We start from the raw sequence: 13,609 nt of genomic DNA, 5'->3' as shown, positions 1-13,609 counted from the left end.
GCTCACCTCTTACGTAAATGTTCTTCGAGCGATGAAATGTCGCCGTACCAGTCCTCAAGTTGATGGCCCTCTTGGCGGTGCTTCTTCATTTTCTCAACAATAGCTTCGTCCAAACTGCGATAAGAAATCCCCAGTCTTCGGCCTAAAATATAGCCACTCGAAATCAAACTGGCTAATCCATCGACCATTTTTACATGACTACCTTCCCACATGCCTTTGAGCAAGTGAGCTACATGATCTACGACTTCTGTTTTGAGCCACTCAATGACTTTGGCCCGTCTGGCTAGGTCAACTTCTTTATCCCTATTCAGCAACCGTCATCACTCCTCATCCCCGCAGAAACGATATTGATCAATTATACCACAAAAAGGTACTAGAAAAGAAAGCCTCTAATCGAGCTCTCCGATGCCGTAGAAAAAGACAGCTGATCTTGACAGCTGCCTTGTTGGGAAATTGTATTCTTTTAGGAAAAATGGTGCGAGATTAGGGATCCCGATGACTCCTTCAATTTGTAATTAACTGCTCCTTCAACGCTAGAATCTGCCCTTCCGTTATACCAATCGTTAGTAAATAGCGTTCCGCATTTTCGTACCTAAGCTCCAAATGGGATAACAGAGCCGCCATATAGGCTGGATCACAACCTAAGAAACTCTCATACACTTCATCGGGCACACTCGCTGGTTTTCCCTTGCGCAGTTCATCCATGATTGGCGTAATACAGGCATTCGTTAGCACATAGTCTTCCATAATTGTTCCATGTGGAACATTTGCTAGGTCTAACAAGAGGGCTGAAACGACACCAGTACGGTCTTTACCTGCCGCGCAATGGAAGAGACTTCCGTGTATGGCTCCCTCTGCAAGCAAACTGAACACACGCAACAATTCAGCTTTCGAAGTTTCAAGCAGGTTAATATATAAATCACCTAGATTGCGAATTTGTGTAAGACTCGATGTGGCTGGATTGATCAAACTTACATTATGATAGCTCACTTGCTCGGAATCTGCGAACACGTTTTTCTTTTCCTCAAGCTCATGCGCATTTCGCAAATCAATAATCGTCCGTACACCTCTGTTCACCAAATCTTGTTGGCTATCCGTACTAAGTATGTGCAAGCCATCCGCTCGAAATAGTACACCCCAACGCGTCATCCGCCCGTCCTTCGTCTTGTAGCCTCCTAGATCACGCAAGTTATATGCGCCTTCGACCTGTAAGACCCTCTGCTCATTGGCCATATGTGTCGTCATGATTATTCATCCGCCTTTATTCAATTTTGGTATACGTCAAATATCGAATTGTTTCAATTGCTGATGCAAAATCTCATTCACTTCATAGATCGCTTCTTTCGCATCCTGGATGTTCCCTTGCTTAAGAGCCTCATAGATCCGGGAATTGATTCTTCTCCCCTGTCTCGGATTGGATAGAGACTGCGGATTCATTGTTCGATAGGAAACAACTTTGCACATATATTTACCTTTTATTTGCTCCAGAATCTGCATCATGTTCTGATTGTGAACTGTAGTTAGAATCGTCTCTATAAATAGCAACGAACTTTCATAATAGAGCCAATGGTCACCGTTGTCAGCCGCTTCAATTTGAAGATCAAGATGGTCACGTAACGACGTCAAATCGAAGGAAAGTCCTCGCTTTTCAGCAACATCGAATGCATAAATCTGCATAGAAACTAATACTTCAAACATGTCACAGAACTCTTTGGACGAAATATTTTTAACAAAAACGCCCCGGCCACGTACCGATTCCACGAATCCTTCTTGCTCTAATAAAGAGATAGCCGCCCGAATCGGCGTTCGACTCATGTTCAGTTGATCTGCCAATTCATTCTCTGACAAAAGGGTACCAGGCAAATAATTCGCATGAATAATGTGATTCCGAATTTCTTGATAGGCTTTCTTTTCTAGTGATGGTTTGGCCATGCTTTTCATTTGAAGCAGTTGCCTTTGCTGTGTAAATAATGAACTCATTAACGCAAACCGCCTTTGACGAACGAATCAATAATTTGACGCTGTAGGATAAAATAAAGCAGAAGAATTGGCAAACTCGCCATCGTTGTCGCCGCCATCATCGGTCCCCACAGATTAGCGTCTGTGGACATAAACGATTGCAACCCGATTTGGAGAGTGGCATGCTCTGGTTTGTTCGTGACCAACAACGGCCAGAAGTAGTCATTCCATGAGGAAATGAATAATAGTACGCCAATAGAGGCAATGGATGCACGTAAATTCGGGAAAATAGTCCGCCACAGCACACTCCAATCGGATGCCCCGTCCAGATGAGCGGCTTCAATTAAAGTTCGCGGGAAGGATTTGAAAGTGTTGTACAGCTGGAGTACCGCGAATGCGGACACGATGTTAGGGATGATTAACCCCATCAAGGAATTTCGCAGCCCCCAACCACTAATGACTACATAGTTCGGAATCATGATGACCTGAAATGGAACCAGCCATGTCAATGAAATTAAGCCGTAGAAGAAACCTTTGCCGCGAAAATCCCAGCGCGTGAACGCATATGCCGCCAGAATGCTTGTGAGCAATTGGGCTGCTGTTTGACTAATAGCAACGATAATCGAGTTCGTCATCATACGTGCCATAGGAATCGCATGCCATGCCTGCACGTAGTTATCGAACGTCCAGTGGGTGGGAAGCAGTGACGTGGAGTACACTTCACCTGCTGGTTTAAAGGATGTGTTTAACATCCAGTAGAATGGGAAAATCGCAAGAAAACTAAGCAATATCAACACGGTATGTTTACCGACGGTTGCGCTGCGGGATCCATTCAATCGCGGATTCTTCATGCTGATCCTCCTTCAATTATCGTAAAACGAGAGCTTTTTCGAGAGTTTCATGAAGCCTAATGAAATAAGTCCAGAACCAAGAAACACGCATACAGCAGCCGCCGAGCTCCAACCTACGGAGAATGTTTTGAAACCGTACGTCCATAGCAAGTAATGATTCTTCATGCTGATCCTCCTTCAATTATCGTAAAACGAGAGCTTTTTCGAGAGTTTCATGAAGCCTAATGAAATAAGTCCAGAACCAAGAAACACGCATACAGCAGCCGCCGAGCTCCAACCTACGGAGAATGTTTTGAAACCGTACGTCCATAGCAAGTAATAAATGTTTGTCGTTGAATTGAGTGGCCCTCCCTGCGTCAATACATTGACATAGGAGAAGCTCCATTCTGCTGCAAACAACGTGCTGAGCATCGCCATAAACATTATCGTTGGCGACAAAAGCGGCAGCAGCACGTGCCAAATGATCTGCCAACGATTCGCCCGATCGATTCTAGCCGCTTCTATATAATCTTTATTAATCCCTGTCATTGCTGCGGAGAAAATCAACGTACTGAAGCTGAGCAGCTTCCAACCCGTGATGAAGGTGATCGACCAGATCGCCCACCGCTCGTCGGTGAAGAAGCGTATTGGTTCCTGAATATGCAGCACAGCCTGCAACGTTTTATTGAGAATACCGCCCATCGGGTTCATAATCCAGTTCCACACGGCCGATACCGCAACAGGTGCCATGATCATGGGTACGAAAATTAACGCACGGTACGCATTGCGGGTACGCTGCCCGATATTGTCCGTGACAATCGCAATCAGTAGCGGTAAAAGTAGCGAAAATGGCATAACGCCAACTGTGTAAAACAAAGTGTTCAATAAGGCTCTACTCATCTCGGGCAGGGTAACTAGCTTCTCGAAGTTATCCAATCCCATGAATTCCTTCGGGGATGTCGGCAGCATGTTCCACTCGTAGAAGCTGAGCTGAAAGGTCTCGATTAAAGGACGATAGATCCAGAAACCAATCGATATCATAACTGGTAACAAATATAAATAAGGGATCAACTTTTTATAGGGGAACGGTCTTTTTACCTGCTGCACCGACTTCGGACGAGCCTTAGAAACTGTCCTCGTGATTGCATTGCTATTCATGGTATCCCTCCTGATTGTTTAGAACGATCTCTCGGCGATCATCGAATGACCGATTCATGGCAGAAGGCAGAAGGATATAGCCACCTCCTGTCTTCGTACCAATTATGGCATTAGTGATTGTGCACGTTTCTGAGCATCCTGCATGATGGACGTGGCATCTCCTGAACTCTGAATCGATTTCTGCACACCTTCGAGCAAGATCGTCTCAATTTGGCTCCATTTCGAACCCGGATAGGACACCCAAGGTTGCAAGCGAGTCAGCTGGTCTAGATTCGGCTTCACCAACGGATTGGCTGCCACCCAGTCCTTCAGATACTTCGGATCATCTACAATAGCTGGGCGAAGCGGCAGGTACCCGATTTTGGACGTAATGATCGTGTAACCCCGCTCACTGGTAACAAACTTGAGGAATTCCCATGCTGCCTGCTGTTTCGCTTTATCATCAGATAACACGAACAAGGCACTGCCTGAGTTAACTGGTGTTGTAGGTTTACTTCCGAAGGATGGCATCTGTACCGCTTTCAGATCCCAGCCACCAGCTTTAGAAGCGCTGAGCAAAGCGCTCTGTAATGCGCTTGTATACAGCAACATCCCAACCTTCGATTCGCTGAACGCTTGAATCACTTCCGTGTCGTTCATCTTGTCGCTTGCGCCACTTTGAACGAGATCCTGCCACATCTTGATTGCGCCAATCGCTGCGGGTTCACCGAACTGGATCGTTTTGCGGTCATCCGACAGGACCTTGCCGCCGTTACTGCCGATCAATGCCTGAACAATCCAGTCCGCTCCGGCAGCACCGCCTACATGCACACCTGAAGCTTTCGTTTTAGCTGCGATCTGCAGCGCATAAGTTTTCACTTCCTCCCATGTTTTCGGAGGGTTTTCTGGATCAAGACCCGCATCCTTGAATAGCTTTGCGTTATAGAATAAGACCGGTGTACTGAATGTAAAAGGAAGTCCGTAGGTTTTGCCTTTCAATTGTCCTAGTTTTAGTCCATTCGGAGAAAAGCCTGCGAAGTTCTTCTTCAGCTCGTCAGCAGGCACAATATCTTCCAATGCCTTCGCATTGTAATTCTGAACAGCATAGTCCAAACCATCAAATACGAGCTGCGCAACGTCAGGTCGCGAACCAGCCGCGATATCTGCCTGTACCTTCGTATTAATTTCCGTTGAAGTAACCGGAATCGCATCGATCTTAATGTTCGGATGCGCTGCCTCGAATTCCGTAATCAATTGCTGCGTGCCTTCCTTTTGGCTAGCGATCGCTAAGTTGTAGCTATAGAACGAAATCGTAACTGGCCCGGTTGATGTGCTCTCCTTGCCATTTCCACATGCTGCTGTTACCAGTGCAGTTAATGAAAGCAACATGATGATCTTTGTTTTGGCTCGTGACATGTCACAGCTCCTTCTTATTATCGATCTATGGGTAGGATTAGACCTCAGCATGAATCTTGGATACATTCAGTTCATAGAGCAAGCGTTGTTCCCCAGGCAGGGTCATTGGTTGTACGATCATTTGTCCGTCCTTCACCGTGATCAAGTTGTAACCGGATCTATCGATGAATCGCATATTCGTCGAAGCAGACGGATCCAGACCGAAGGCAAGTCCATCTGCGGCTGCGCACAAAATGCCATTTAACATACCGATATTATGATAATGAATGTGCCCCGATAATAAGCCAATCACGTCAGTTCCTTCGATGACGCTTGCCAAATCCTGCGGGTTTTCCAATAAATGATCATCCATCATTCCCGTAGGTGTTTTCACAACTGGATGATGGTGCACAATTATCGTTCCGGATGGTGCCGGCTCAGCTAGCAATTGTTTAAGCCAAGCGAGCTGCACGTCATCTAGTCTACCGCCATGGGTACCTGGTACTTGTGTATTTAACATCACGATGCGGAGGCCATCGGCCATGAAGCTATAATAATAGGATTCGTTCGATGGCTCTTCCCCTAGGAAACCTTCGCGAAATGGCTCGCGGAAATCATGGTTACCCAGCGCGACATGAATCGGAATTCCGAGAAGCGCTTCTTCTTCGTCCAGCAGGCTTTTCAGAAAACGATAGTCTTCCAAATTGCCATCATGCGTCAAATCGCCGCTAATCACCACAAAAGATGGCTTCGCCTCCAATGTGCGAATTTCAGCACAAGCAGCGCGCAGTTTATCTGACATTTCGAGGCCGAACAATGGTTTCTTCCCTGGTGCGCTTATGTGAATATCCGTTAATTGTATGAAGAACATCGGTTCCTTCGTCGTCATGTTATACACTCTCCCCGTGAATGTGTTGATGAGGCTGATAAGCTGTTAAATCATTGACACCATCAAGATGAATAACGCGATATGTAGGCATTCCTCCGCGCATGGTTACCCATAACACGACATTCTCGTCACTAGGATTCGTGCCATCCCCATGTGCAAGACCACCAGTTCTACCAAGCTGTATGAACTCCGCATTACCTGCTCGAGCGTACTCCATCGCATGCAAATGCCCAGCAAAAATGGTGTAAGAGCGATTCCCTAGCATCTGAATGAGCTCTTGGTATTCTTCGCTTTCTGATTTCCAACCTGGCTTATGCATGTTGACGAACGTCCATTTTGCATCCGCATTGTTTGCCAATACGCGTCTAAAGTAAGCAAGTTGCTCCTCGCCAAAACTCAGCTTAATCTTGCCAAAACCTTGTAGTTCCTCAGGTGAAAGTGTTCCCTTCAGTTCATCAACAAAAGCACTCATGTGTTCATTGGCGCGTTCAGGTTCGCGTTTCACGTCTGCTGTTATCCGTTTGATGATGTCGATAAAGGCATCTGAGAACTCATCTGGTGTATGCTCCGTATTTAAAGAAAGGAAGAGCGTATCTCCTACACGAAACGCGTAGTAGTCCAAGCCTTTACGCTCGCGCCATACCTCTGCCATCGTTTGATTGCCATAGTCGTGATTGCCGATGACTGGAAAGAATGGAAGTCCCATCGCTGCAATTTTGTCGTCAATGTCATCCCATTCCTGATGCGTGTCCGCGGCGCTTTTCCAATAACCTTCGATCAAATCACCTACCGCCAAGACAAAGTCAGGCTTCAAATCCTTCACCATGTCCAGCGCCTTCTCAAAAACACCCTCCGTCGCCATCCCGCAACGATCCCCCATTACAACAAACGAAAAGTCTTCTCCCAGTTGACTAGGCATGCTCCCAAACCAAGGACGTTTCTCTGTGGTCACTAGCTGATCCTCAAAGATCGTTACGTTCTTCTTTTCATCAAGCTGTACAGTTTGCATGGTTCCTATCTCCCTTCTATTGGTGAAAGCTTGTTCTTATCCTCAGTATGCAGGTTGTATGTAAGCAGAATATTAGCTTGATTTATAGATATTATTAATCTAGGTATCCTTGGGTCTGGCTGCGGCAAAGCAAACCAACGACAAAAAAGCGAGCCCGCGGGGGCTCGCTTCTCCTCAAATATAAAAAGAGCAATCGGTTGCCCGATTGCTCTTTATTCCGAAACCTATTCCGTTGTGTAAGGAAGCAACGCGATTGTACGGGAACGCTTGATAGCGATCGTCAAAGCACGTTGGTACTTAGCGGAAGTTCCAGTTACACGTCTAGGAAGAATCTTCCCGCGCTCACTGATGAACTTTTTAAGAGTCTCGATATCTTTATAATCAATATGCTTGATTTTGTTTACAGTGAAGTAACAAACCTTACGGCGTTTGCCTTTACCGCCTTTGCCACGAGGAGCAAATTTGCGATCAGCACGATCATCACCATTATTGTCTCTTTTTTGGAAAGCCATTGTGTCTCTTCAGTCCTTTCTACGTTTAAAATGGCAAATCATCATCTGAAATATCGATCGGTTTTCCGTCATCTATGAAAGGATCCTGCTGCTCGCGCGATCCACCGCCACGATTGCTGCTTCCGCCGCCGCTATAGCCGCCTGCATTTGCATTAGAGGATCCGCCCTCTTCGCGATTCCCGCCGCCGCTAGATTCAAGGAAACGTACATTGTCGGCAATAATTTCGGTCACGTAAACACGTTTTCCTTCATTGTTGTCGTAGTTACGCACTTGAATGCGTCCTTCAACTGCTGTTAAACGACCTTTACGCAAGTAATTCGCGCAGGTTTCGGCAAGCTGCCTCCACGTGACGATATTGATAAAGTCCGCTTCACGTTCTTTCGAGCCACCGCTCGTGAAAGGACGGTCTACAGCAAGTGTGAATTGGGTAACTGCTACCCCAGCTGGTGTATAACGAAGTTCTGGATCTCTGGTCAATCGACCGATTAGAATAACACGGTTCAACATGGAATAACCCTCCTGACGAAAATACTGGCATTGATTAAGCTACGTCGTTTACGATTAAGTGACGAATAACTTCGTCCGAAATCTTAAGTACGCGATCAAGTTCAGTTACAACAGCAGGTTCTGCGTTGAAGTGTACAAGCACGTAGTGCCCGTCACGGAACTTCTTGATCTCATACGCAAGACGGCGTTTACCCATCAGGTCATGTTTGGAGATTTCTCCCCCACCGTTCGAGATGATGCCTTGAAATTTTTCTACCGTAGATTGAACAACTTCTTGCTCAACGTCAGTACGAATGATGTACATCAATTCATATTTGCGCATGTATTTCACCTCCTTTTGGACTAAGCGGCTCCTATTCTAACTTGCTAGGCAAGCGAAGGAGCAAGGAGCGAGGATTCTTTTCAAAACTCGCACCTGAATACTATAGCAAATCATGCGGCAAATTACAAGTTTTTATCGCACGCTTCGCACAGGTGGAAGCTGGAAGCTCATCAGGTACATGCTTCCCTCTCCTGCGGGCATTATAACTGTGATTGTTATTCTTACAAAGAGGTGATTCAATCGTGGGTGAATGGACACATTTTAATGAAGGCGATCATGTTCCTAACGATGGCGAATATATGGAAATTGGCGAGAATGCCTTCCATATGGGGATTAACAATCCCAAGACAGTTACCCTTCGTAAAGGGGACACCTTTCCAGCAACAAGCAATCATAATCGCAAATGGCACAAAAAAGGCGGCAAGCGGATGTAGTTCTTCTATATGAAAAGAAAAGAACACCCCTCAGTTTTAATGAGAGGTGTTCCTTTCTTCCACAATGCTCTTTCTTATCTACCTTTATCCCAGACTACTTCTGGAACACACGCTTCTCTGAAATCTTCCCATCGTTAAAATAGACGATTTCCGCATAATATCCTGCTTGATTAGAGATCGCAAATTCATAGGTTCGTTTGCCATTCTCCTCTTTCACGAGCTTCCCTTTGGACCCCGTTTGCTTAACTAAATCATCGTAGGTACTCGTCAAAGTAATTTTCTCCACTTGTTCCTTCGTTAGCGTAGAAGGTGTCTCTGCGGCTCCGCCACCGGTTGTTCCCTTTGGTGTAGGTGTTGCCGTCACTGTCCCACCTGCAGCGCCTCCTGCACTCGTCCCACTAGGCGTCGCTGAAGCCCCTGCTGAGGGCTGTACCGTCACACTTGCTGTAGGACTAACTGTACTCTTATCATCCTTCTTAGAGCAGCCTGAGGCCATCACAGCAAGCACTGCTAGGGCTAGAATCCATTTATTCATTTATCTCGTCCTCCTACGTAGCTATTTGCCATAACCTAACTGTTAGGTTGCTTCAGATCTTTACTTTTTATCCCTCCTATTTCTTATAAACCAATATCACCATGTCGAAACAGGACAATAAAAAAGCCGCCCATATCCCCGAAGGATATAAACGGCTTTCATCTGGTGTGTTCTAGTACGGAAAGAGTGGGAGTCGAACCCACGCACGCCTCGCGACGCCTAACTGATTTCGAGTCAGCCCCCTTGGACCACTTGGGTACCTTTCCAAGAAAATGAGAACAGGACTTATTGTATCAAAAAAGTCTGTCTCTCGCAAGTGTTTTACTATTTTTTATGAAAAGTTTAGCTCGACTCTTCTTCTGCCACCGCATTGCTGCGCAATATTTTTTTGAGCTTGCTCTCGAACTTCGTTCTTGGCACTAAGACGCTGTGCTTACACCCTACACACTTAATCCGAATGTCCATCCCCATTCGAATAATTTCCATTTCATTTGTTCCGCATGGATGGGGCTTTTTCATCTGTACAACATCGCCAAGTTGGTATTCTTTCTTTTCCATCTTAGTTCCCCTCCACCTTTTCTTGTTTAATGCCATGGGTATCTAAATACTTCTTAATCTCTGCATTTAGAATACGGCTGACTTCGCCTTGTTTGTTCGGCTTACATTCCGCAATAACTCGTATCTTCAAGTCCGTGTTCCCAATCATTTGCACACCGAGTACTTGTGGCGCCTTAACGATACTCTCTGTGCGTTCATCCACTTCAGCAACAACTTCATTTAATAAGACCATCGCACGATCAATGTCAGCGTCATAGGCGATAGATACATCGACGATAGCAATAGAGTTATAAGTGGAAAAGTTGGTCACTTGCTTAATGTTTCCGTTAGGGATGATGTGAACCTCACCGGTCCAGCTTTTGATACGAGTCACGCGAATGCCAATTTCCTCAACGGTCCCTTTGAATTGGTCAATCTGAATAACATCACCAACGCCGAATTGGTCTTCGAAAATGATAAAAAAACCTGTAATAACATCCTTCACCAAACTCTGTGCTCCGAAACCTATCGCCAATCCAAGAACACCTGCACCCGCTAGTAAGGGTCCAAGATTTAATCCTACTTGACCGAGAATCAACATGATAGCAACTAGATTTACTGTATATGCGATAAGATTATGTACGAGAATAGAAATGGTATTCGATCTTCGTCTATCAATTTTGAGCGGTGACTTCTCTCTCGCAATAACCATATGCGCGATTGTTTTGTCTGCAATTTTGATGATAACTCTAGCAATGACATAGATGAGTACGATTTTGATAGTGATCCAGAATATGGAGGCAATGATTTCAGGTTTACTGATATGCTCCCGAATCCAATGCATCAAATCTTGGAAATATTGTGTTTCAAAAGACACTAGTAAGCCTCCTTACTTTTCTACTATGGTACCATATCCATCTTCTTTTTTAAAATATATGCCTCTAATCTCGATGTTCTCGCTCTCTATAATCTCTTGAACTTGCGCAAGATCTGCTCCTGGAAATTCAATAGAAAGTGCGCATCCCGCTGTAATCTCTTTCGGCGTAGGTCTGATATCGATCTCAATATCCGCATACTCTAGCAGCATCTCAGCTCTTAGTGCTTGTTGGGTAGAATCGAAAGCTAGCAACATGATAGAAAATTCCAGAGAAAGCTCTCCTCTCTACGTATAAATGTACCTCTATCTCCATATACTAGTAAAAAAGATTTACTACTTTGGAGGGATATCATGAAATTCCATTTCGGATTCGACGGCGATAAAACCCCAGTGCAAGAACCTTTGAAAATTCAACATACCGATTCCAATACACCTCATCTTCTCGCCAAGCATTTGCAATCGATTTTCAGTAAACTACCAACCTATCAACCTATCGTCGTCATTTGCGTAGGAACGGATCGTTCTACAGGCGATGCTTTAGGCCCTCTCGTTGGCTCCCATCTAAATCGTACGACTACGCTCCGCAATCTTCATTTGTTCGGCACCTTAGATGAGCCTGTCCACGCTATGAATTTAGCCGAAACCGTTGAAACCATTCACAAGCAATTTCAGAACCCTTTCATCGTCGCTGTTGATGCTTGTTTAGGGCAAGTTGCCAGTGTCGGCTGCATTCAAGTCGCTCATGGACCACTCAAGCCAGGTGCGGGTGTTAATAAAGATCTGCCTCCCGTTGGTGATATTCATGTAACTGGTATCGTTAATGTTGGCGGCTTCATGGAATACTTCGTTTTGCAAAATACGCGGCTCAGCCTCGTCATGAATATGGCTACCGTTATTGGTGATGCCCTCTACGCTTCGATCAGACGAACGCAATCCTTTGCACCGAGTGCTACGACTGCTTTAAAGTTTGAGTAAGTGTTTCCTTCTCTTCTGGACTTAACGTGTAACTGGATTGCCCCTTCGCGATCGGCTTCGCATATACATACATTTGCTCTCGACTATGTATTCCTGTAATGATCACACCATCCTGTTCTTCGTTCAGCATCGCCAACGAGAAACTGAGATCACTACCACCTTCATTGAAGGCATTGTATCGACGAACTTTAATGTTCGATGTCATCTTCTTTATGGACTGATGGATATTAGATATTTGGGTCGAAGCCTTAACGGATTCGGCCTTTTGCTCGTTCAAAGCGTTCTGCATATCAATAAGTAATTGTTCCATATTCTCAGCGCTTGTACCATTGATCATCCGTGTATATCGTTTCCGCAAGGATGACAATCGAATTGAAATAATGATGACCATAACCAATAACACCAGAATGAATGCGAAACAGACTAACATCACGTATTCTGCATTCAAGCCAAACAGTTCCCCCATGCCCTATCCCTCTTTCTACTTCGCATATTGCGCTCGAATCTCTTTGACAGCTTCAATCAGTGCCGATACCTCTTCGTCCGTTGTAAAATACCCGATACTCGACCGCACGGCTCCCTTGGCCAATGTGCCGGCAACTTCATGTGCAAGCGGTGTACAATGATAACCAGATCGCACGGCAATTTGAAACGACTGGTCGAGGATAAAAGCAACTTCCGATGAATCCACATCTTGAATGTTAAAGGAAACGATTCCTGTTTTATTTTGTCCAAGCTTTGGCCCTAGAATCGTTACCCCTTCAATTCCCAGTAGCCCTTCCATTAATTGCTGTGTATGTGCCCATTCTTTCGCATGAATCTTGTCCACGGTTTCCGCTAGGACGAACTTCACGCCTTCATTCAAACCAGCGATGCCTGGCGTGTTCTGAGTCCCTGCTTCATAACGATCAGGCCGTACTGTCGGCTGGTGGATAGCCTCCGACTGACTGCCCGTCCCGCCGTGCAGTAACGGTTCTAGTTCAATGTCCGGATGGATATATAATCCGCCCGTCCCTTGAGGCCCCAGAAGCCCCTTGTGACCTGGGAAGGCGAGCATGTCGATATTCATGTCTACGACATGAATAGGCAGTACACCCGCGCTCTGAGCCGCGTCTACGAGCAGCTTGGCGCCGCGACTTCTGCAGAGCTCCCCAATCTCTCCAATTGGCATAATGGTGCCAAGTAAATTGGAACTATGATTCACAACGACAAGTGTTGTATTTGAGCGAAACGCTTCTTTCAAATCATTTAATTGCACATTCCCCTGCTCATCATGTTGCAAATAAGTAAGCTCAACGCCAATTGAGGCTTTTAAATATTCTAGCGGTCTTCTCACCGAATTGTGCTCAACATTCGTACAGATCACGTGATCGCCAGGCTTTACAAAGCCTTTGGTCGCTTGGTTTAGTGCATGTGTCGTATTTAATGCAAATGAAATATCATTTGGGTTTCTCACACCGAATAATTTGGCTAGATTCTTTCTCGTCTCGAACAACGTACGACTTGCCTTCACAGCCATCTGATGACTGCCTCTGCCAGGATTAGCTGCATACTCCTGCATGCATTGCATCATCGCATCCATAACCGTTGGCGGCTTCGGCCACGAGGATGCTGCTTGGTCAAAATACATAACGTCTTTCATATGTCCAGCCCCTTTCGAGAAATCCCTTCCCCGCATTACTTGAAACTA

Annotated in this window: 20 protein-coding genes and 1 tRNA gene; 2 read left to right on the top strand and 19 right to left on the bottom strand. The window is 45.5% G+C overall.

Annotated elements, in window-relative coordinates; translation table 11 throughout:
• Positions 1–2: 2 nt before the first annotated feature.
• From ACSQ8O_RS01435 to rpsF, 12 genes are all read right to left on the bottom strand, one after another.
• Positions 3–314 (bottom strand): MazG-like family protein, encoded by a 312-nt coding sequence (locus tag ACSQ8O_RS01435; protein ID WP_056622632.1) that lies wholly within the window; start codon positions 312–314, stop codon positions 3–5.
• Positions 315–504: 190 nt separating this feature from the next.
• The gene (locus ACSQ8O_RS01430; RefSeq protein WP_436240162.1) at positions 505–1,245 is read right to left on the bottom strand and encodes a tyrosine-protein phosphatase; all 741 of its coding nucleotides are present in this window, start codon (positions 1,243–1,245) and stop codon (positions 505–507) included.
• Between the two features lie 36 nt (positions 1,246–1,281).
• Positions 1,282–1,980: a GntR family transcriptional regulator gene (locus ACSQ8O_RS01425; protein WP_436240161.1), complete on the bottom strand. Its 699-nt coding sequence runs from the start codon at positions 1,978–1,980 to the stop codon at positions 1,282–1,284.
• The gene (locus tag ACSQ8O_RS01420; RefSeq protein ID WP_171636283.1) at positions 1,980–2,810 is read right to left on the bottom strand and encodes a carbohydrate ABC transporter permease; all 831 of its coding nucleotides are present in this window, start codon (positions 2,808–2,810) and stop codon (positions 1,980–1,982) included. Before ACSQ8O_RS01420 ends, ACSQ8O_RS01425 begins: the two co-directional genes overlap by 1 nt.
• Positions 2,811–2,822: 12 nt before the next feature.
• The gene (locus ACSQ8O_RS01415) at positions 2,823–2,975 is read right to left on the bottom strand and encodes a hypothetical protein (RefSeq protein ID WP_436240160.1); all 153 of its coding nucleotides are present in this window, start codon (positions 2,973–2,975) and stop codon (positions 2,823–2,825) included.
• A 12-nt stretch (positions 2,976–2,987) separates the two neighbouring features.
• Positions 2,988–3,947 (bottom strand): carbohydrate ABC transporter permease, encoded by a 960-nt coding sequence (locus tag ACSQ8O_RS01410; RefSeq protein ID WP_436240159.1) that lies wholly within the window; start codon positions 3,945–3,947, stop codon positions 2,988–2,990.
• A gap of 102 nt (positions 3,948–4,049) precedes the next feature.
• Positions 4,050–5,342, bottom strand: a complete 1,293-nt coding sequence (locus tag ACSQ8O_RS01405) for an ABC transporter substrate-binding protein (RefSeq protein WP_436240158.1) — start codon at positions 5,340–5,342, stop codon at positions 4,050–4,052.
• 37 nt (positions 5,343–5,379) lie between these two features.
• On the bottom strand, positions 5,380–6,210 hold the full coding sequence (locus tag ACSQ8O_RS01400) for a metallophosphoesterase family protein (RefSeq protein ID WP_436240157.1): 831 nt from the start codon (positions 6,208–6,210) through the stop codon (positions 5,380–5,382).
• 1 nt (position 6,211) lies between these two features.
• Entirely contained in the window at positions 6,212–7,219 is a 1,008-nt protein-coding gene (locus ACSQ8O_RS01395) for a metallophosphoesterase family protein (protein ID WP_436240156.1), read from the bottom strand.
• Between the two features lie 224 nt (positions 7,220–7,443).
• Positions 7,444–7,731, bottom strand: coding sequence for a 30S ribosomal protein S18 (gene rpsR, locus ACSQ8O_RS01390; RefSeq protein WP_028557221.1), 288 nt, complete (start codon positions 7,729–7,731; stop codon positions 7,444–7,446).
• A 25-nt stretch (positions 7,732–7,756) separates the two neighbouring features.
• Positions 7,757–8,239, bottom strand: a complete 483-nt coding sequence (ssb, locus tag ACSQ8O_RS01385) for a single-stranded DNA-binding protein (protein ID WP_056622646.1) — start codon at positions 8,237–8,239, stop codon at positions 7,757–7,759.
• Positions 8,240–8,273: 34 nt separating this feature from the next.
• Entirely contained in the window at positions 8,274–8,561 is a 288-nt protein-coding gene (gene rpsF / locus ACSQ8O_RS01380) for a 30S ribosomal protein S6 (protein ID WP_056622648.1), read from the bottom strand.
• 242 nt (positions 8,562–8,803) lie between these two features.
• Here rpsF and ACSQ8O_RS01375 point away from each other — a divergent pair, with 242 nt between their 5' ends.
• Positions 8,804–8,995, top strand: a complete 192-nt coding sequence (locus ACSQ8O_RS01375; protein WP_028557224.1) for a YjzC family protein — start codon at positions 8,804–8,806, stop codon at positions 8,993–8,995.
• 94 nt (positions 8,996–9,089) lie between these two features.
• Here the strand turns inward: ACSQ8O_RS01375 and ACSQ8O_RS01370 are convergent, their stop codons facing one another.
• From ACSQ8O_RS01370 to ACSQ8O_RS01350, 5 genes are all read right to left on the bottom strand, one after another.
• Entirely contained in the window at positions 9,090–9,530 is a 441-nt protein-coding gene (locus tag ACSQ8O_RS01370; RefSeq protein ID WP_436240154.1) for a hypothetical protein, read from the bottom strand.
• 178 nt (positions 9,531–9,708) lie between these two features.
• A tRNA-Ser gene (locus tag ACSQ8O_RS01365) sits at positions 9,709–9,796 on the bottom strand.
• A gap of 76 nt (positions 9,797–9,872) precedes the next feature.
• Entirely contained in the window at positions 9,873–10,088 is a 216-nt protein-coding gene (locus ACSQ8O_RS01360; RefSeq protein WP_436240153.1) for a DUF951 domain-containing protein, read from the bottom strand.
• Position 10,089: 1 nt separating this feature from the next.
• Positions 10,090–10,944 carry a mechanosensitive ion channel family protein gene (locus ACSQ8O_RS01355; RefSeq protein WP_436240152.1) on the bottom strand — a complete coding sequence of 285 codons (855 nt, stop codon included), beginning with the start codon at positions 10,942–10,944 and terminating at the stop codon, positions 10,090–10,092.
• 12 nt (positions 10,945–10,956) lie between these two features.
• Complete coding sequence (locus ACSQ8O_RS01350) at positions 10,957–11,199, bottom strand: DUF3343 domain-containing protein (RefSeq protein ID WP_436240151.1); 243 nt, start codon at positions 11,197–11,199, stop codon at positions 10,957–10,959.
• A 96-nt stretch (positions 11,200–11,295) separates the two neighbouring features.
• Here ACSQ8O_RS01350 and yyaC point away from each other — a divergent pair, with 96 nt between their 5' ends.
• Positions 11,296–11,919 (top strand): spore protease YyaC, encoded by a 624-nt coding sequence (yyaC, locus tag ACSQ8O_RS01345; protein ID WP_056622658.1) that lies wholly within the window; start codon positions 11,296–11,298, stop codon positions 11,917–11,919.
• On the opposite strand, the gene ACSQ8O_RS01340 is transcribed toward yyaC, so the two are convergent.
• Both ACSQ8O_RS01340 and ACSQ8O_RS01335 read right to left on the bottom strand, forming a co-directional pair.
• Complete coding sequence (locus ACSQ8O_RS01340; protein ID WP_436240150.1) at positions 11,894–12,385, bottom strand: DUF4446 family protein; 492 nt, start codon at positions 12,383–12,385, stop codon at positions 11,894–11,896. The two genes, yyaC and ACSQ8O_RS01340, sit on opposite strands and share 26 nt — an antisense overlap.
• A gap of 15 nt (positions 12,386–12,400) precedes the next feature.
• On the bottom strand, positions 12,401–13,561 hold the full coding sequence (locus tag ACSQ8O_RS01335) for an aminotransferase class V-fold PLP-dependent enzyme (RefSeq protein ID WP_436240149.1): 1,161 nt from the start codon (positions 13,559–13,561) through the stop codon (positions 12,401–12,403).
• Positions 13,562–13,609 lie beyond the last annotated feature (48 nt).

The organism is Paenibacillus sp. LjRoot56, assembly GCF_964253335.1.
Lineage (GTDB): Bacteria > Bacillota > Bacilli > Paenibacillales > NBRC-103111 > Paenibacillus_E > Paenibacillus_E allorhizoplanae.
The sequence above is the reverse complement of the archived record's forward strand: the minus strand, read 5'-3'. Positions and strand labels throughout refer to the sequence as shown.